The organism is Kribbella sp. NPDC051770 (genome assembly GCF_040681455.1).
Classification (GTDB): Bacteria; Actinomycetota; Actinomycetes; order Propionibacteriales; family Kribbellaceae; genus Kribbella.
This window is the reverse complement of record NZ_JBFAYT010000011.1, coordinates 1-18,418: the sequence shown is the minus strand read 5'-3', so window position 1 is coordinate 18,418 and position 18,418 is coordinate 1. Positions and strand designations below refer to the sequence as shown.

At 70.6% G+C, this 18,418-nt stretch carries 18 protein-coding genes; 5 read left to right on the top strand and 13 right to left on the bottom strand.

Going from position 1 to position 18,418, the window contains the following annotated elements:
• Positions 1-17 precede the first annotated feature (17 nt).
• Together AB0M01_RS30380 and AB0M01_RS30375 are read right to left on the bottom strand one after the other, a co-directional pair.
• Entirely contained in the window at positions 18-1,439 is a 1,422-nt protein-coding gene (locus AB0M01_RS30380; RefSeq protein WP_363675543.1) for an alpha/beta hydrolase, read from the bottom strand.
• Positions 1,440-1,518: 79 nt separating this feature from the next.
• Complete coding sequence (locus tag AB0M01_RS30375; RefSeq protein ID WP_363675541.1) at positions 1,519-1,872, bottom strand: nuclear transport factor 2 family protein; 354 nt, start codon at positions 1,870-1,872, stop codon at positions 1,519-1,521.
• 109 nt (positions 1,873-1,981) lie between these two features.
• On the opposite strand from AB0M01_RS30375, the gene AB0M01_RS30370 reads away from it, so the two are divergent.
• The gene (locus AB0M01_RS30370) at positions 1,982-2,773 is read left to right on the top strand and encodes a helix-turn-helix transcriptional regulator (protein ID WP_363675539.1); all 792 of its coding nucleotides are present in this window, start codon (positions 1,982-1,984) and stop codon (positions 2,771-2,773) included.
• Complete coding sequence (locus tag AB0M01_RS30365) at positions 2,773-3,324, top strand: DinB family protein (RefSeq protein WP_363676001.1); 552 nt, start codon at positions 2,773-2,775, stop codon at positions 3,322-3,324. The genes AB0M01_RS30370 and AB0M01_RS30365 overlap by 1 nt, the downstream gene beginning before the upstream one ends.
• A gap of 177 nt (positions 3,325-3,501) precedes the next feature.
• Here the strand turns inward: AB0M01_RS30365 and AB0M01_RS30360 are convergent, their stop codons facing one another.
• Complete coding sequence (locus tag AB0M01_RS30360) at positions 3,502-4,467, bottom strand: hypothetical protein (RefSeq protein ID WP_363675537.1); 966 nt, start codon at positions 4,465-4,467, stop codon at positions 3,502-3,504.
• A complete protein-coding gene (locus AB0M01_RS30355) occupies positions 4,464-4,985 on the bottom strand; it encodes a SigE family RNA polymerase sigma factor (protein WP_184801481.1) in 522 nt (173 codons plus the stop codon). The genes AB0M01_RS30360 and AB0M01_RS30355 overlap by 4 nt, the downstream gene beginning before the upstream one ends.
• Positions 4,986-5,161: 176 nt before the next feature.
• On the opposite strand from AB0M01_RS30355, the gene AB0M01_RS30350 reads away from it, so the two are divergent.
• Positions 5,162-6,379 carry a hypothetical protein gene (locus tag AB0M01_RS30350; RefSeq protein WP_363675535.1) on the top strand — a complete coding sequence of 406 codons (1,218 nt, stop codon included), beginning with the start codon at positions 5,162-5,164 and terminating at the stop codon, positions 6,377-6,379.
• Between the two features lie 62 nt (positions 6,380-6,441).
• Here AB0M01_RS30350 and AB0M01_RS30345 read toward each other — a convergent pair whose 3' ends face one another.
• From AB0M01_RS30345 to AB0M01_RS30310, 8 genes are all read right to left on the bottom strand, one after another.
• Positions 6,442-7,188 (bottom strand): hypothetical protein, encoded by a 747-nt coding sequence (locus tag AB0M01_RS30345; RefSeq protein WP_363675533.1) that lies wholly within the window; start codon positions 7,186-7,188, stop codon positions 6,442-6,444.
• 62 nt (positions 7,189-7,250) lie between these two features.
• The gene (locus AB0M01_RS30340; RefSeq protein WP_363675531.1) at positions 7,251-8,078 is read right to left on the bottom strand and encodes a hypothetical protein; all 828 of its coding nucleotides are present in this window, start codon (positions 8,076-8,078) and stop codon (positions 7,251-7,253) included.
• Complete coding sequence (locus AB0M01_RS30335; protein WP_363675529.1) at positions 8,075-8,623, bottom strand: SigE family RNA polymerase sigma factor; 549 nt, start codon at positions 8,621-8,623, stop codon at positions 8,075-8,077. The genes AB0M01_RS30340 and AB0M01_RS30335 overlap by 4 nt, the downstream gene beginning before the upstream one ends.
• Before the next feature lie 135 nt (positions 8,624-8,758).
• The gene (locus AB0M01_RS30330) at positions 8,759-10,072 is read right to left on the bottom strand and encodes a GGDEF domain-containing protein (protein ID WP_363675527.1); all 1,314 of its coding nucleotides are present in this window, start codon (positions 10,070-10,072) and stop codon (positions 8,759-8,761) included.
• 54 nt (positions 10,073-10,126) lie between these two features.
• Positions 10,127-11,674: a helicase HerA-like domain-containing protein gene (locus tag AB0M01_RS30325; RefSeq protein ID WP_363675525.1), complete on the bottom strand. Its 1,548-nt coding sequence runs from the start codon at positions 11,672-11,674 to the stop codon at positions 10,127-10,129.
• Positions 11,675-11,751: 77 nt separating this feature from the next.
• Positions 11,752-13,224, bottom strand: a complete 1,473-nt coding sequence (locus AB0M01_RS30320; protein ID WP_363675523.1) for a PH domain-containing protein — start codon at positions 13,222-13,224, stop codon at positions 11,752-11,754.
• Positions 13,221-13,715 (bottom strand): PH domain-containing protein, encoded by a 495-nt coding sequence (locus AB0M01_RS30315; protein ID WP_363675521.1) that lies wholly within the window; start codon positions 13,713-13,715, stop codon positions 13,221-13,223. Before AB0M01_RS30315 ends, AB0M01_RS30320 begins: the two co-directional genes overlap by 4 nt.
• Before the next feature lie 99 nt (positions 13,716-13,814).
• Entirely contained in the window at positions 13,815-14,516 is a 702-nt protein-coding gene (locus AB0M01_RS30310) for a L,D-transpeptidase family protein (RefSeq protein WP_363675519.1), read from the bottom strand.
• A gap of 130 nt (positions 14,517-14,646) precedes the next feature.
• Between AB0M01_RS30310 and AB0M01_RS30305 the strand changes: the two genes are divergently transcribed.
• A complete protein-coding gene (locus AB0M01_RS30305; RefSeq protein WP_184801463.1) occupies positions 14,647-14,940 on the top strand; it encodes a type II toxin-antitoxin system VapB family antitoxin in 294 nt (97 codons plus the stop codon).
• Positions 14,941-15,504, top strand: coding sequence for a LytR C-terminal domain-containing protein (locus tag AB0M01_RS30300; protein WP_363675517.1), 564 nt, complete (start codon positions 14,941-14,943; stop codon positions 15,502-15,504). It abuts the gene before it with no gap.
• A gap of 39 nt (positions 15,505-15,543) precedes the next feature.
• Here AB0M01_RS30300 and rph read toward each other — a convergent pair whose 3' ends face one another.
• On the bottom strand, positions 15,544-18,165 hold the full coding sequence (rph, locus tag AB0M01_RS30295; protein WP_363675515.1) for a rifamycin-inactivating phosphotransferase: 2,622 nt from the start codon (positions 18,163-18,165) through the stop codon (positions 15,544-15,546).
• Positions 18,166-18,418: the final 253 nt, after the last annotated feature.

Below are 18,418 nucleotides of genomic sequence, written 5' to 3'. Positions count from 1 at the left end.
CTCTGCCCGTACCTCCGCTAGCAGGTGGTTCCGCGGGCTGGGAGTTTGCCGGTCAGGAAGTACGTCGACGCGTGGTTGCGGGCGCACTCGTTGTTGAACCATGACGTGTGGCCGTAGGTGTCGCTCACCAGCAGGCGGCTGCCGCGGATCTGGCGTTGGAGGCTGATCGCGCCGGCCAGCGGTGTGGCCGGGTCGTGGGTGTTGTTGAGGATCAGCACCGGCGGTGCGTCCTTGATCGGGGTCGGCTTCCACGGATTGGTCGGGGGGATCGGCCAGCCCGAGCACGCCGCGGCCATCACCCAGCCCTCGACGGCGGCGCCGACTCGCGGCGCTACCGCGCGGGCGACGGCGAGCCGCGCGCGCACGTCGGCGTACCCGCGGAACTCACCCGGGAAGTCCATGCACGACACCGCCGCGTACGCCGACTCCGGGAAGCCGACGTAGCTGTTGCCGACGAAACCCGACCCGTCGCCCGCATCAGAAGCCTTCGCCAGCGCCGACGCGAACGCCGTCCACGGGCCCTCGAAACCGCCGAGCGTCGGCAGGAACATCGGCAGCGCCATCCGGATCTGGTCGCCGTTCACCGTCGTGCTGCCCGCGGGCAGCGGTCGCCGGTCGGCCTTCCGGACCACGGCGTCGAACACCTTTCCGACATCGCGCCCGTGCAGTGCACACTCGGGCGTCGCGGCGCACCAGGCCGCCATCCGGTCGAAGCCGCGTTCCATCTCGCGGGCCTCGCTGAGCACGAAACCGGTGGAGCCCTGCGAGTGGTCGACGATCCCGTCGAGGACCATCCGGTCGATCCGGTGCGGGAAGAGCTGCGCGTACGTCGCCCCCAGGTACGACCCGTACGACGGCCCGAAGTAGCTGAGTTTCCGAACCCCGAGCGCCGCCCGCACCGAGTCCAGGTCGCGCGCTGCGGTCCGGGTGTCGAGGTGCCGCATCAGGTCGCCGTTCTTGGCCAGGCAGGCCTTCCCGAGCTCGCGGCTGGCGGCGACCATCGCGTCGTACGAACGCTTCGAGTCCGGGAACACCGGTACGCCGGGACGCAGCACCGGGCCGCAGTCGAGCTGACTGGATCCGCCCGTTCCTCGCGGGTCGAAGCTGACCACATCGAACCGGTCGCGGAGCTCCTCCCCGAACAGGTCGCCGACGATCCCGGCCGCCAGCATCGAGGCGCCGGGGCCGCCGGGACCGCCCGGGTTGAAGGTCAGCACGCCGAGCTTGTGCGCCTGGTCGCGGGCCGGGACGCGGGCGATCAGCAGCTCGGTCTTTCCCTTACCCGGTTTCGCGTAATCGAGCGGCACCGTCAGCCGCGCGCACTCGGCCGGTTGCCCCTCCTCGCAGGGTTTCCAGTCGATGCGCGCGGCATTCGACGGTACGGCGGGCAGCAGCCCCGCTCCGATCAGGCCCAGCGCCAGCAGTCCCTTGATCACCATGCCGCCAAGCTACGAACCGGAAGGGTCGCGGCCCGGCGCTGGAACGATCAACAGGTGAAAGTGAACGCCGGCACTCCGGTCAGTGCGCCGGCGCGAAGTCCAGGAAGCCCACCACCGAACGGATCCGGCCGCCCGCACCGACGGTGACGATATCGGTGCCTCCAGCAACGGCTTCCTGACCGTCGGCGGCCAGCTCCCAGGTCCAGCGGACCCGGTCGTGGTGCTCGTCGATCTTGCCGACGACGGCGAACCGCAGGCCCGGGAACATGCCCTGCGCGGTGCCGACCATTGCGCTCAGCTCCTCGTACCCGGTGGCCTCGAAGCTCGGGTCGACGAAGTGCCCGTCGGGCGTCCAGGTCTTCTCGATCAGCCGGGCCCGCTGCTCGGCGTCGGTCTCGTTCCAGATGGCGAAGTACTGCTCGGCCAGGTTCATCGTGTTCTCCTCAGGATCGGTTGGCCACCACCTTGCGGCCGGGCGCGGCGATCGGGCGATGACCTCGGAGGTCATGTCGGTGGACACCTCGGCGGTTACCGTCGGGGGCATGACGATCGCCGAGGAGACCTTCCAGCGGCCGGTGGGCGAACTGCTGCGCGGCTGGCGCGAGCGGCGCAGGCTCAGCCAGCTCGACCTGGCCAACCAGGTCGAGGTGTCGACGCGCCACGTCAGCTTCGTCGAGACCGGGAAGTCGAAGCCGAGCCGCGAGATGGTGCTGCGGCTGGCCGAGCATCTCGACGTACCGCTGCGGGACCGCAACCAGCTGCTCCTCGCGGGCGGCTACGCGCCGGTCTACAGCGAGGCCTCGCTGCACTCGCCGGCGATGCTCGCCGTACGGGAGACGCTGCGCCGGTTGCTCGACGCGCACGCGCCGTTCCCCGCCCTCGTCGTCGACCGCTGGTGGAACATCGTCGAGACCAACGCCGCGGCCGCGCTGTTCACCGAGGATGTCGCGCCCGAGCTGCTCGCGGCGCCGATCAACGCGCTGCGCCTCACCCTGCACCCCGACGGGCTCGGGCGCCGGATCAGCAACCTCGCCGCGGTCCGCGCCAGCGCGCTCAGTACGCTGCAGCGGCAGATCGCCAGCACCGCCGATCCCGAGCTGCAGGACCTGTACGACGAACTGCGCGGCCACGCCGGCGGCGAGCGCGTCGCGGCCGGTCCGGTCGCGGAGGTCGTCGTACCGATGAAACTGCGGCGCGGGGACCAGGAGCTGTCGCTGCTGACCACGATCGCGACCTTCGGGACGCCGCTGGACGTGACCGTGTCGGAGCTGATGATCGAGCAGTTCTTCCCCGCCGACGAGGCGACCGCGCGGTACCTGAAGGAGATGGTGTGATGCTGCCCGACCAACGCATCGGTGACCCGGTCGAGCTGCCGCTGGCGTGGCTCGACTTCTACCGGGAGACCGTGCAGCGCAAGCTCGACGGGCTGTCCGACGCGGAGCTGCGGACGACACAGCTGCCGTCGGGCTGGACGCCGCTGGAGCTGCTCAAGCACCTGGTGTTCATGGAGCGGCGGTGGTTGCGCTGGGGGTTCACCGCGGAGCAGGTCTCTGAGCCTTGGGGTGACAGCGACGCCGACGAGCGGTGGCGGCTGGACGAGGGCGACACGTTGGACGGCTTGCAGTCGGCGCTGCGCGAGGGTGGGAAGCGGACCCGGGAGATCGTCGCGGGGGTCGTGCGGGCGGAGGCCGCGGCGGCGCAGGGGGTCGGGGTGGTCGGCGTTGGAGCGCTCGGCGTACGGGCGGCAGAGGGCGGCCGGTTCGGGAGCGAGGACGTGAAGCCGACGCTGGGGTGGATCTTGTTCCACGTGCTGCAGGAGTACGCGCGGCACGTGGGGCAGCTGGACGTCGTACGGGAGCTGGCGGACGGGACCACCGGCGAGTAGGACCCCCGAGGTCCCACCCGCCGGTGGGGACCGCAGTTGATCTCGGTGTACATCAACTGCAGTCACTACAGATCCGTGTTTCGGGGCACGGGTCTGACGAGTTACCCCACCGGCGGCCGGCCCGTTTCCGCCCGCGGGCCGGCCGACGGCGTCATCGGTGTGAAGGGGGAGGGCCAACTACCGATGAGTCGGCAGCCCGGTGGGCCGCTCGGTGGGCAGGGGAGGAAGGCTCGGCTTGCCCGGCAGGGAAGGCTTTCCGGTCGGGATCGGCAGCGAGGGCTGACCCGGCAGGGACGGCTTCACGGTCGGGACCTTGACCGTCGGCAGGGACGGCTTGCCCGGCAGCGACGGCTTGGTGGTGGGGACGTTCGGCTTGCCCGGGAGCGACGGCAGCATCGTCGGGACGTTGACCGGCGGCGCGGTCGGCACGTGGTCGGTGACGCACGGCGGCAGTTCGGGCTTGCCCGGGAGCGACGGCTTCTCCGTCGGCACCGGAACGTTCGGCAGCGAAGGCTTCTTGACCGGCACCGAAGGCAGCGAGGGCTTCCCGGTCGACACCGGAACGTTCGGCAGCGAAGGCTTGCCGGTCGGAACCGGAACGCTGGGCAGCGAGGGCTTCCCCGGCAGCGACGGTTTGCCCGTCGGCACGTTCGGCAGCGACGGCTTACCGGTCGGGACCTGCGGCAGCTTGCCTGGGAGCGACGGCTTCCCCGTCGGCACCGGAACGCTCGGCAGCGAAGGCTTCTTCGTCGGCACCGAAGGAACCGGCGGCAGCGACGGCTTGCCGGACGGCAGCTCGCCCTCCACCTTCACCTTGACCGACGCCTCGATCTTGGCCTTGCTCGGCACCTTCGGCAGGCAGCTCGGGTCGACCGACGGGACCGCGGTCGGCGTACCGGCCGGGAGCTCGACGGGGACCGGGGGCTTACCGCCACCGGCGAGCAGGTTCTTCACGTCGGCCGGTCCACCGATCGCGGCGGACACCGTCGCGACGCTGCCGGCCAGCGCGGTGACACCCGCGGCGGCCAGGCCGCGGCGCAGCCAGGCGAGCCGCCGGCCGCGGCGCATCAGGTCGGCCGGGTCGGGCTGCCACGGCTCCAGGTCGTACTCGAGCGCGCTGCGCACCCGCTGCTCGTCGCTCATCTTGTTCCTCCAACTACTCCGGATTCGATCAGGTCGGGTGCCAGACGCAGCTTGGCCAGGGCCCGGGAGGCCGTGCTCTTCACGGTCCCGGCGGCCATGCCGAGGAGCTCGGCGGTCTCCGCCTCGGAGAGGTCCTGCGAGTACCGCAGGGCGACCACGGTCCGCTCGCGCACTGTCAGCCCACCGAGAGCTGACAGCACGGCGTCCCGGGTCTGGACCTCGCCGGCGAAGTCCGCCACCGACCGGTCGTCCCAGTCGTTGTCCACCGGATCGCTGGGCACTTCGTTGGACCAGCGACGGCGCGCTTGCGAGAGGAATCTGTTGACCAGCACCCGGCGGACGTACCGCAACCGGTCGCCGTCCAGCCGGTGCCACTTCGGGTAGGACCGCATCAGCGCCTGCTGCACGAGATCCTCGGCGGTGTGGCGATCACCGCACAGCATCTCCGCGAACCTCAGCAGCGGCGTCGACTGCGCCTGCACGAACCGCTCGAAGTCGGCGTCCGCGGCCCGGGTCATCGATTCTCCTCAGCCTCTGTCACACCTGTCCAAACCCGGTGAGTCACCGGTTGGGTTCTGTCCGTTCCGAAGAAATTTATTTCCGTCGCTGTACAAGTACGGCGTTTGTTTGTCACGATCAGTCAACCGGGTGTCGCACCCGGTGACAGCAGCCTCACCGCCCCGGAGGTACCGCCATGCGTATCACCCGAAGGTCCGCGGCCGCACTCTGCGTCGCCGCCGCTCTGGCCGCCGCACCCCTGGCCGCCGCCGTCCTGCCCAGTACGGCGGCCGGCACCGACCCGGTCGCCGTCGCCGGCCAACCGGCCGAAGGCTCCACCAACGTCGTCGCCGACGGCAGCCGGATCGTCCTCGGCGACGCGCCGGTCCGGATGGGCTCGGCCGAGATCAAGCAGCGTTCCGGCATCGGGAACCTCGACCCGGTCCGCTTCCCCGCCGCGACGTCGGCAGTCGTCGTCGACTACACGACCGGTACGCCGGACGGCTCGACCGCCGAGGTCGACGTCCGCGCCCTCGTCGACGACCGCTGGTCGGAGTGGACACCCGCCAAGGCCGGTACGCCGACCGCGCTGCCCGGCGTCAGCGACCTGGTCCAGCTGCGCATCATCGTCGTCGCGCCCCCGACCGGCGCGAAGCCGTGGGTGGCCGACGTACGGGTGCAGCCCACGAACAAGGCCGTTGCGAGCACGATGAAGGTGCAGGCCGCGCCGCTGAAGTCGCGCGTCTTCGCCACCCGCGAAGGCCTGGTCGGCGGAACCACGGCCAACGGCCACGTGATCATCAGCCGCGACCACTTCGTCGCGCTGCCGTCGCGCCGCGGCCTGGCCAACAACGGCTCCGGCAACTACTCGGTCAAGGTCTGTACGACGACCGGCAGCCTGCGCTGCGCGTTCGAACCGGTCTGGGACGTCGGCCCGTGGAACACCAAGGACGACTACTGGAACCCGAGCGCCACCCGCGAGATGTGGAAGGACCTCCCGCAGGGCCGGCCGGAGTCGCAGGCGGCGTACCAGAACGGGTACAACGGCGGGAAGGACCAGTTCGGCCGCACGGTGGCCAACCCGGCCGGCATCGACCTCGCCGACGGCACCTTCTGGGACGCACTCGGCCTGACCAACAATGCCTGGGTCGACACGACGTACCTGTGGACCGGCGACGGCGGCCGCGGCACGGTCGCGATCAGCTCGGGCTACCTGAACGTCCGCAACTCGGCGAGCTCGTCCGGCGCCGTCGTCGGGATGGCCGGGAAGTCCGCGCAGGTCACCGTGGAGTGCCAGGTCACCGGGCAGAGCGTCTCCGGTTCCCAGGGGACGTCGAACGTCTGGCTGCGGGTGCATTCCGGGATGTACGTCGCCAAGGCCTGGATCAGCGCCGGATCCTTCGGTGCTTGCTGAGCGGGACCACTGAACCACCGTGCCCGGAGAGCCTCGGGCGGGACTCTCCGGGCACGGTCTCCTCAGCAGCCGTGGGTGATCTGGGCGCAGGTGTGAGTGCCCCAGTCGAGCTTCTCGGTCCTGGTGGTGCCGTTGGACTTGGTGATCTTCACGATGATGCGCTGGGTGGTCTCGCTGCCGGGGGTCCAGGGCTTGGGGTCCTGGTGCTGGAGCAGCCAGTAGTTGCCTTGGACAACAGCCTTGGTGGTGGCGCCGTCGGGGAAGGTGTAGGTGACCGCGGTGACGTCCTTAGGGAGGACACCGGCGGCCCAGTAGTAGTTGTACTCCTTGCCGCCGCGCGGGATGAGGTTGTGGGCGACGGCGAAGGCCGCGAGCTTGGAGGAAGCGGCGATGCGGGATGGTTCGCGGAGCGAGCCCTCGTTGTTCTGCCGGGCGTACGCCGTGTCGCAGGCGGCCCAGTGGGAGGCGTCGGCGAGGACGACGATCGAGCCGGGGGCGCCGTCGAGACGGGCGACGGGCTTGGCGGAGCGCGTCGGGTGTGGCTGGTCGGTCAACAGACGCTTGCAGGCGGCGACCGCATCCTTGGGAAGGGGGTACTCCTTCGGGCGAGGCGGAACGGTGGGGCGGGCGACCGGCTTTTGCTGAGCTGCCTTTTGCTGGACTGCTTGTGGACTGGCGGTCGGCGTACCAGGACCTCCTGCAACTGCCGTGTCACCCGTGGAATGGTTGGCTCCGGCGATGGCGATCGCCGCGACGGCGGCCGACGCCAGGACGGCGGCGCCGTTGCGCAGTACCCGGTGGTTCCTCATCTGTTGCCCTCCACAAGTTGTCGTGTCGGGCTGAAGGACGCGACCGCCTCCGGGAAGGTTCTTCAGCAGCCGTGGCTGATCTGCGCGCAGGTGTGCTTGCCCCAGACCAGCTCGTGCGTGGTCAGCACCTGCTCGTTCGCGCCGAGCAGATCGACCTTGATCCGCGGGCTGTCCGGTCCGTCGTGCTGGCTGGGCACCGACGCGCGGTTCTGCATCAGCCAGTAGTTTCCGGCGATCGTCGCGTCCTTCACGTCCCCTTCGGGGAAGCGGTAGCGCACCCCGAACACCCCCTGCGGCAGCATCCCCGCCGCCCACGAGTACTCGTACGGCTTGCCGCCCTCGATCACCTGGTTGTTGGCGACCGCGAACGCGTCCACGTCCGCACGCGACGGGCGCTGGGTGGAGGTCACCTGCCGCAGTGAGACCTCGTCGCCGTACCCGTTGTCGCAGGCGCCCCAGTAGTTGCTCCCGGCAAAGATCACGAGGGTCCCCCGGAGGTTGGTCAGCGTCGCCTTGCGTTTCGCCGCCGGTCCCGGGCGCGGATCCTCGGCCTGCAGGGCGCTCCAGCACTGGTCGATGAACTTCGCGTCCGGGGTCACCTTGGCGCTCGGCGTGTCGCTCGGGCGGACGGTCGCTCTCCCGCTGGGGACGCCGCTCGGCGGGCCCACCGTCGGCGGACCGGCCGGCGCCGACCCCGACGGGCTCCCGAACGACAGCAGCCCACCAGCAGCAACAGCCAGTACGGCGACCGACGCGAGCCCTGCGGCAGCCAGTCCACGCATCCGGCGCCGGTGGTGCGCGCCGGCGATCACCGCCGCCGGGTCGAGCGGGCGGAGCTGGTCGTCCGGGCGCAGCGCGGCGCGCAGCTCCTCGTCGAAGTCGTCGTTCATCGCCGTTCTCCTAACGACACCTGGTCCAGAAGCTGCGGGGTCGCCCGCAGCTTCTGCAGGGCGCGATTCGTCGCGCTCTTCACCGTGCCGACCGCGACCCCGAGCGTCGCGGCGGTCTGCGCCTCGGTCAGGTCCTCGACGTACCGCAGGACGACGACCGCCCGCTCCCGCGCGGTCAGCGTCGCGAGCGCGCCCGCGAGCGCGATCCGGCGGTCGACGGCCACGGCCGGGTCGGACACGCTGCGCCCGCCGCGCAGGTCGAGCTGCTGCTCCAGCTCGGCCGCGTGCCCGCTCGGCCGCTCCCGCCAGGGGCGTCGCCGGGCCCACGAGAGGTGCTGGTTGACCACCGCCTGGCGGACGTACCCGAACGGGTCACCGAGCTCGATCCGGTCCCAGCGCAGGTACGCCTTCTCGAGCGCGGTCTGCACCAGGTCCTCGGCGAGCGCGGGGTCGCCACAGAGCATTCGCGCGATGTGCACCAACCGCGCAGACCTGGCCAGCACGAAAGCCGTGAAGTCCTCGTCCCGCCCGTCGGTCCGCCCCATGGAGTCTCCGTCCTTCCACAGCTCAAGACGTCGGAGGCCGGTGAAAGGTTCTGCGCAGGTTCGCAACTACCAGCCCAGCACCTTTCGAGTACCGGCCACCTGACCGGTGGTCGGTACTCGAAACCCGGTCGGGAGCTAGCTGGACTGCACGGCCGGGCGGGGGAGCGTGAGCCGGGCCAGGTCGGCCGGTGTGCAGTCCGCCGCTACCCGGACTCGGTCTCTTCCGGCCGCCTTGGCGGCGTACATGGCTCGGTCGGCGCGGAGCAGGAGCTCGTCGACGGTCTGGCCGTCGGACGGGGAGACGGCGACGCCGATGGAGACGGTCAGGTGGAACGTGTCCGGGTCGAGGTCGGGGGCGTCGAGGACGCCGGCGCACATCGCGGCCAGTGGGCTCGCGGCGACAGCCGTCCGCAAGCGATCGGCGGTGACGGTCGCGTCGGCGAGGTCGGTCTCCGGGAGCGCGATGACGAACTCCTCGCCGCCGAAGCGCCCGATCACGTCCTTCACCCGGATCGCCCCGCGCAGGATCGTCGCGACCGCGCGCAGTGCCTCGTCGCCGACAAGATGCCCGTGCCGGTCGTTGACCTGCTTGAAGTGGTCGATGTCGACCAGCAGCACCGCCACCGGCTCTCGCTGGGCGCGCGCCGTACGCAACAGCTCCTCGGTACGCCGACGCCACCAGTCGACCCGCCCGAGGCTGGTCTTCGGGTCCGTCTGCGCCTCGCTCTCCAACTGCGCGAACAGCAACGCCCGCTGAGCCGTCAGCGAGATCGGGATCGCCAGGAACGCGAACCACGGGCTGACCAGCGCCGCCGCGGCGAGCAGGCAGCCCAGCGTCGCCGCCGTGGCGTCCACGCAGAGCGAGTCCTTGTCGCCGATCGCCTCCTGCCGGCTGCTCCCCGGCACGATCAGGACGATCGCCAACCCGCACAGCGCCGCATCGGTCGCGACGTACGCGAAGGCAGCCAGCGTCATCGACACGACCAGCGCCGGCGAAGACCCACCGAGCAGATCCCGGGCCCCCACGAACACCGCGTGCGCCGCGCCGACGCCGAGCACGCACACCGCCGTACTGAACGCCCACCGGTACGGGATGCAGCGCCCGGCCCGGATCCGCCACCAGATCCGCAGCAAGACAGCGACCAGCACCGCCAGCGCCGGATGCAGCACCAGAGCCGCGGCGATCATCCACGCCGGCGCCAGGTCCTTGTGCAGCGCTCCGCCGGACTTCCGCCGGTTCTCGACCCGCCGCGCCCCCTCGACCGAGATCAGCGCCGACACGGTCAGCGCGAGCACCAGGTCGAGGCCCTGCCAGGACGGCAGCTCGGCGAACGAGCGCACGCCGTACCCGATCGCGAGCAGGTCGACCAGCGCGACGAGACCGAACGCCGGGACCGTCAGGGTCCACAGCGCCCAGTTCCGAACCGATCGCCTACTCTGCGCAACCACCCTCTAACTCTATGCCGTACGGCGGCCACCTGCAGGTAAGAGTTTGATCAAATGTCACCTCTTGCGGCGCGCCGCCCCGAACAACCCGCGCACGATCTCCCGCCCGGCCGACCGCGCGAACTGCTTGAACGCCGACGAGCCGACCACCTGCTCGACCATCGACTTCTCCTGCTTCTGCGCCCGCGGCTTCGGCTGCTCCGGCGCCGGCTGCTGAGCCTTGGCCTGCGCCTCGGCCTCGGCCTGCGCGGCCCCCGCCTGCACCTTCGCCGCCAGCTTCTCGTACGCCGACTCGCGGTCGACCACCTCGGAGTACTTGGCGTGGTTCGCCGAGGCCGCGACCGCCGCGCTCAGCTGCTCGGCCGAGGCCGGCGCCATCAGCGACTGCGGCGCCCGCAGCCGGGTCCAGGCGACCGGCGTCGGCGCGCCCTTCTCGTTCATGACTGTCACGATCGCCTCGCCGATGCCGAGCTGGGTGAGCACCTCGGCCAGCTCGTACGACGAGTTCGGGAACGTCGAGACGGTCGCCTTCAGCGCCTTCGCGTCGTTCGGGGTGTGCGCGCGGAGCTGGTGCTGCACCCGCGAACCGAGCTGCGCCAGCACGTCGTCCGGGACGTCCTTCGGCGTCTGGGTGACGAAGAAGACGCCGACACCCTTCGAGCGGATCAGCCGGACGGTCTGCGCGATCGAGTCCAGGAACGCCTTCGAGGCGTCGTTGAACAGCAGGTGCGCCTCGTCGAAGAAGAACACCAGCTTCGGCTTGTCCACGTCGCCGACCTCGGGCAGGTCGTGGAACAGGTCGGCCAGCAGCCACATCAGGAAGGTCGAGAACAGCGCCGGCCGGTCCTGCAGGTTCGGCAGCTCGAGCAGCGACACGACGCCCTTGCCGTCGCGCTGCTGCAGCAGGTCGGCGGTGTCGAACTCCGGCTCACCGAAGAACGCCTCGGCGCCCTGGTCGGCGAACCCGATCAGCGAGCGCAGGATGACCCCGGCGGTCGCGGCGGACAGCCCGCCGAGCTCCTTCAGGTCGCCCTTGCCCTCGTCACTGGTCAGGTGCGTGATGACCGCGCGCAGGTCCTTCAGGTCCAGCAGGGTCAGGCCCTGCTTGTCGGCGTAGTGGAAGATCAGGCCGAGCGAGGATTCCTGGACGTCGTTCAGCCCGAGCACCTTGGACAGCAGCACCGGCCCGAACGACGTGATCGTCGCGCGGATCGGGACGCCGGACCCTTGGCCGCCGAGCGCGTAGAACTCGGTCGGGAAGCCGGTCCCGGTCCACTCCTGCCCGATCGCCTTGGTCCGGGCGAGCAGCTTCTCGTTGCCCTCGCCGGGCTGGGAGATGCCGGACAGGTCGCCCTTGATGTCGGCGGCGAACACCGCGACACCGGCGGCGGACAGCTGCTCGGCCATCAGCTGCAGGGTCTTGGTCTTGCCGGTACCGGTCGCGCCGGCCACCAGGCCGTGCCGGTTCACCATCGAGAGCGGGATCCGGACCGCCGCCTCCGGGTTCGGCGTACCGTCGACCAGCAGCGACCCGAGCTCGATCGCGGGCCCCTCGAACGCGTACCCCTGCTTGACGGTCTCCACGACGTCCGGTGTCTCGGCCATCTCAACGCTGCCTTTCGCGCGACGGAACTACTTCCCCTGCGCTGGGCATGCTAGTGCGGCCGGGCGACCAGAGGGGGTCAGCCGCGCACGAGGAACGGCTCCAGCAGCCCCGGAACCGCTTCCCGGGCGAACTCGAGGCCCTCGTCGGCGTCGGCGTCGCGGGCCGAGTACGCGCCGCCGCCCGCGGCCGTGATCGCGCTGAAGGTGGCCAGGCCGACGCGGCGCTGGAAGACCGACTGCCGGACCCGCCAGCCCAGTACGCCGTCGCGCTGCAGCGCCGCCGTCGACCGGCGTACGGAGCCGGAGCGGGTGACCAGGTACTTGCCGGTGATCCCGTGGCCGAGCGCCTTGTAGTTGTCGCGGGCGAGCAGGACCGCGACCGGCAGCAGCACGACGGCCAGCAGGCCTCCGAGCTGCAGGAGTACATCGGTGAACAGCAGCCCGAGCACCACCAGGACCAGCACCGGCAGCAACGCGGCCGCGAAGGAGATCCGGAGCCGGCGGCCGAGCGCGGCCCGCGGGTGCGGGGTCAGCCGAGCCGCGGCCGTCGGCGCGACCTCTTCCCGCAGTACGGCGGCCGCGATCCGGTCGGCGAGGTCTTTGGGAGCCGGAGGCAACAACGTCTTGTGGTCGGTCTTCTCGTCCTCCTGCTGCTGCACCAGCCCGGTCGCGATCGCGTCGACGCGGGCCGCACCGGCCAGGCGGGCGCCGAGCGGCTCGACCACGTCGACCCCGCGCAACCGCCGCTCCTCGATCGAGATCGAGCGCGTGGTGAACAGCCCACGCCGTACGCGGAGGGTGCCGGGCTCGCGGTCGAGGCGGTAGTTCCACCACATCTCGACGAACAGCCCGAGCGAGCCGATCAGGCCCACGACCAGCAGGAACGCGGTCAGGATCACCAGTACGCCGACCAGCGGCGTCCCGTTGAAGAGGTCCTGGACCCAGTCGATCAGCTCGTCCTGCAGCGTGAACCACTGCGACACCTGCATCACCGCGCCACCGGCCGCGAGCCCGAGCGTCGGCGCGAGGAACGAGATCGGCGCGTACCGGATCCAGGCCGGGTCGAGCACGGCCAGCGTCCCGTCGCTCTCGTGCTGCTCACCGCGCAGCAGCTCCAGCCGCAGCCGCTCCCCCTCGGCGCGCGTCACCGGGCTGAGCGACAGCGTGCTCTCGCTGGAGCTCTCGCCGGTCCCGATCTTCACCGCCACCAGGCCGAACACCCGCAGCAGCGGGTTCGCCGTCAGGTCGACGCTCCGGATCCGCTCCCGGCTCAGCGCCCGCCGCCGCAGCACCACCAGCCCGGTCCGCAGCTCAGCCTGCTCGGCACCGATCCGGTACGCCGTACGTCGCCAGCGCACGTACTCGAGCAGGGCCCCCGCGAGCACCAGCAGCACCCCACAGGGCACCACCCAGGCGAGCGCCGTACTCCAAGACGTCCCCGAAGCCACTCCCACGGCGGTAGGCACCGCAGCTCCCACAGCGACGCCGGCCGCGAGCGCCGCGCCCACAGCGACGGTCTTCACGTCGAGTTGTTGCCATTCGCTGCTCACGTCGCATCACCCGGCGTCGCCTGCGTGACCTGGGTCAGCCGCTCCGCCAGCTCACCTGCCTGCTCCTGCTCCAGCCCGCGGATCTTCAGCGAGCCCCTGGCGGACGCCGTGGTCACCACCAGCGTCGACAGCCCGAACTGCTGCTCGACCGGACCGCGCAGCGTGTCGACGGTCTGGATCCGCGACATCGGCGCGATCCGCCACTCCTGCCAGAAGTACCCGGCCCGCACGTACACCGCATCCTCGGTGACCTCCCAGCGGTGCACCCGGTACCACCACAGCGGCAGCACCGTGACGAACGGCAGCCAGCAGACAGCCACCAGCACCGCCGGCGCCAGCAGCCAGAACCGGGCCGGCGCGATCAGCAGCCCGAGCAGCACCAGGGTCAGGATCGGCGGCGCGAAGACCAGCGCCGAGTTCACCCGCCAGACGCCGAGGACCCTGCGGTCGAGTGTGTTGTTCGGCGGCCGCAACCGCACGGTGCCCGGCATGACTTCCCCAGTTCCCCGACGTCGATGGTCGGGAACAACCCTAGGAGCCGGGCACCGCCGGGGGCGTCCACCAGAAGTCGGACACCCCCTGTCCGTTGGTCAGCGGACCACGACCACCTTGGTCGAGGCCGTGGTGAAGGCCCAGATCGCGTCCGACATCGACTTCTGCACCCGGATGCAGCCGTGCGAGGCCTTCTGGTTGGTGCCGAGCTGCCAGTCGCCGTGGATCTGCGCGCCGTTGCTCTTGTACGTCGGGATCTGGTGGAAGCCGATCCCGCACGGCGCGAACCGGACGAAGTTGTTCAGGTAGAGACTGGCGCCGTCGGTGTTCTTCTTGATCCGGGCCGCCCGCCCGCACTTGGAGCCGGTCGTGTACGTCCCGGGCTTGAGGTAGCTCGGGTTGTCGACGATCGGGCCCTGCCGGACGACCTTGCCCTTGGCGTCGATCAGCCACAGGTAGTTCTGGCCCTGGCTGAGCACGATCCGCTTGCCGCCGCCGCTGGCCGGGACCGCCCGGACGTCGCAGCGCTTGGCCGAGGCGGCCAGGACGCGGCTGTACGTCGTACCGCCGAGCGAGCCGTTCTGGGTCATCTTGTTCGCGGCCTGGAACCGGATCGTGGCCGCCTGGGTCATCTGGCCGATCTTTCCGTCCACCGGCCCGGCGTAGCAGCCGAGCGCGTTCAGACGGGTCTGGGCCGCCTTGTTCTGGGCGACGGTCAGCGCGTCGGCCGGTAGCGTGGTCCCGGCGACCGCGACGACCACCGTGGCCGCCCCCGCAGCCAGCTTGGTCAGTACCTTCATGTCTACCCCCTGATAGTCCCTGTGCACTGTGGACGTCCGGGAGCGGTGAAAGGTTGAGTCTTGGTCTCGACCTTCCGCGGTGACATTCCCGACCTCTCCGGAGACCTCCGGCCCCGCTAGACTTCGGTGGGTGATCTTCAAGCGCGTCGGTGAGGAGCGGCCGTACCCCGATCACGGGTACAAGGCCAAGGACTGGTCCGTGCTGCCCCCGCGGCAGATCAGGCTCGACGAACTGGTCACCACCAAGGGCACCCTGGACCTGAACGCGCTGCTCGACGAGGACTCGACCTTCTACGGCGACCTGTTCGCGCACGTCGTCGAGTACAAGGGCGAGCTGTTCCTCGAGGACGGTCTGCACCGGGCGCTGCGCGCGGCCCTGCAGCAGCGTCTGGTCCTGCACGCCCGGGTCCTGGTCGTGAGCTAGATGGCCGCCTTCCACCCGCAGCCGAGGCCGTACTCGCGGTTGCACTGGCGGACGCCGATCACCATGGTCGTGCTGCTGATGATCCTGGTCGGCGGCTTCTGGTGGGGCTGGAACTCGCTCACCGACTCCAGCGCCGAGCCGAACTGCGTCGAGCAGAAGCTCGAGAACAACCGGCTGGTCCCCAAGCAGGTCGTGCTGAACATCTACAACGGCGGCGCCCGCGCCGGCTCGGCCGCCCGCCTCGGCGAGGACCTGAAGAAGCGCGGCTTCAACATCAACAAGATCGCCAACGAACCGAACGGCGACAAGGTCGACACCGTCGAGGTCCGCGGCGCCACCGCCGACGGCCCCGAGGTCAAACTGGCGATGGGCCAGCTCAACCAGAAAGCCGCCACCAAGGCCGACGCCCGCGCCGACCACACCGTCGACATCGTCCTCGGCAGCGGCTTCACCAAACTCAACACCAAGGGCGTCCCCAGCATCGCCGTCCCCGCCGACACCGTCGTCTGCCTCCCGGTGGTCCGCCCGTCCCAAGCCATCCCCTCAGGCCAGAACCCGAACTGACCCGCGCCGGCAGCACTCGCCGGCGCGGCCTTCTCGTCGTCAGTCCAGCAGTTCGACGTAGCCGTCGGTGCCGTGGACTCTGATGCGTTGGCCGTCCTGGATGCGGCGGGTGGCGTGGTCGATGCCGACGACGGCGGGGAGGCCGTACTCGCGGGCGATGACGGCGCCGTGGGTCATCAGGCCGCCGACCTCGGTGACCAGGCCGGAGATGCCGACGAACAGGGGTGACCAGCTCGGGTCGGTGAAGGCGGTGACGAGGATGTCGCCGGGTTCCAGGTCGGCCTTGGCCAGGTCGAGGATGACGCGGGCTCGGCCCTCGACCGTGCCTGCCGAGACCGCCAGGCCGGTGAGGGCACCGGCCGGTACGTCGTCCCGCCGGTACGAGCCGCTGACGGACTCGCCGTCCGAGGTGAGCACGCGCGGCGGGACCAGCGCCTGGTCGACCCGGAAGTCGTCCTTGCGGCGCTGGATCAGGCCGGCGTCCGCCTGCTGCGTGCGGACGACGTCCTGGAGCTCCTGGAAGGTGAGGTAGTAGATGTCCTCGCGCTCCGCCAGCACCCCGGACGCGACGAGCCGGTCGGCCTCGGCGAGCAGCGCCTGCTTGTAGACGGCGTAGCGGCAGATGATCGCGTACTTCGGGTACTCGCGGTAACCGATGAAGGTCCGGACCCGCTCGATCATCTGCTGGGTCTCGGTGGCCTTCTGCTCGCCGTCGGGCAGCGCGCGCAGCCGCTCCAGCACCTCCTGCTCCTTGGCCAGCGCCTTCAGCCGGCCCTCCTCGAAGCGCTGCTCAGCAGCGCACGGCGCGAACAGCTTCACGTTGTCGAGGATCAGCGGGACCAGCGTCTCGGGCTGCTCGCTCCAGCGCGGGCGGGTGATGTCGATCTCGCCGACGCAGCGCATGCCGTACTGGTCGAGGTACGCCGTGATCGCGGCGCGGGCCTCCTCGCCGCCGGCGACCTTCGGCAACTGGTCGAGGAAGTCCTCCCCGGCGTCGGCGAGGAAGGCCAGCACCTCCGGGTACGGGCGCACGGCGTCGGCGACGTCGAGCAGCGCGAGGCCCATCTCGGAGGTGATGTTGCCGGGCGCGGAGAGCGTCAGCGTGTCGGCCGCGTTCTTCTCGCCGAGCCACTCGGCGAGCTTGTCGTTGAGCCACCAGGTGGCGTCGTGGCTGGCCATGATCGCCTGCATGCTGAGCGGGTCGCCGAGCAGGCGCTTCTGCTCGGCGAACGCCTCGAGGAGGAAGTCGAACAGCGCCGGGCCGGTCTTCGCGGCGATGTCGTCGCGCAGCGCGGCCAGGGAGGCCTGGCTCCGCTCGATCAGCTCGGTGACAACCGAAAAATCGTTGGGGAGCGCCGCGGAGGCACCGCGCATCGGCGGCTCGGCGGCGGCACGCTCCCGACCAGCGGCCGGCGCGCCGCCGGCAGGCGGCGCTTGGTCGGGCACCGTCGGGATGAAGTCCCCTCGATCCAGCAGCGTCTGCAGTGCGTCCTCGATCAGCGGGTCGCCCTTCCCCACCAAGTCCAAGAACCCCGCCCGGCGCCCAGGCGAACTCAAATGCGGCGTGGCATCGACGAACAACCGCCCGCCCGCCGCCAGCATCGGCGCCATCGCCGTCGACTGCCACACCGACAACCCGAGCGGCTTCATCGCGTCGGTCATCATCTGCTGGTGCCCGACCGACAGGAACACATGGTTGCCCTGGTCACCGGTCTCCGGCACCGGGAACAGCGTGGTGATCGGCCGGCTCTGCACGATCTGGAAGTCGTCGTCGACCAGGCACCACTCGATGTCCTGCGGCCGCCCGAAGTGCGCCTCGATCCGCCGTCCGAGCGCGACCAGCCGCACCGCCTGCTCGTCGGTGAGCGCCGGCACCTCCTGCTGCGAGGCCGAGAGCACGACCTCCTCGGTCCCACCGCCCGGCAGCGCCTGGATCGCGATCTGCTTCGCCGAGACCGTCCGCCCGACCACCTCACCGTCGCGCACCGTGAACACATCCGGATTCACCAGCCCGGAGACCAGCGCCTCCCCCAGCCCGAACCCGGCGTCCACCGTCGCGACCTTCCGGTTCCCGCTCACCGGATCGGCGGTGAAGAGGATCCCCGACGCCTGCGAGAACACCATCTGCTGCACGACCACGCCCATCAGCACCGCCCGGTGGTCGATCCCGTTGCGCTGCCGGTACGTCACCGCCCGCTCGGTGAACAACGACGCCCAGCACCGCCGTACGGCGTCGATCACCGCCGCCGCCCCGACCACGTTCAGGTACGTGTCCTGCTGCCCGGCGAACGACGCCGTCGGCAGGTCCTCGGCCGTAGCACTCGACCGTACGGCGTAAGCCACGCCCTCGACGACCGCCCCAGCGATCGCCGCCGCCACCTCCTCCGGTACGGCGACACCCTCGACCGCCGCCCGGACCTCCGCGCTCAGCGCCTGGATCCCGTCCCGATCGTCAGCGGCCAACCCCGCCAGCGCATCGAGCCGGTCGTCGATCGCAGCCGTCACGACCTCCCGGTACGCCGAGGTCGTCACGCAGAACCCCGCCGGAACCCGCACCCCCTCGATCCGCGCCAGCCCACCCAGGTTGGCGCCCTTCCCGCCCACCAGGGCGAGCTGCGACTGATCGGTTTCCTCGAGCTCCAGCACGTACTGCACAGCCACTGCGGCGACCTCCGGGAGAAACGGATTGTGACGACGGCCGCCGATTCTCCGCCATCACCGGGGTCTTGCGGCAAGCCCTGGGGTGCGCTATAACCTGAAACTGCAGGGAGACGAGGCGTCTTCCTGCTTTTTGTTGCCCTCTAGGGCGTGTCTCCCAGTTCCCGCCGTAGCGAGCAGGTGCTCGGTGCGGTAGCTCGGAGTGCTGGAGTGAAGGCCTCGATGTTTTTCCATCGTGGCCTTTGCTCCAGTGCTC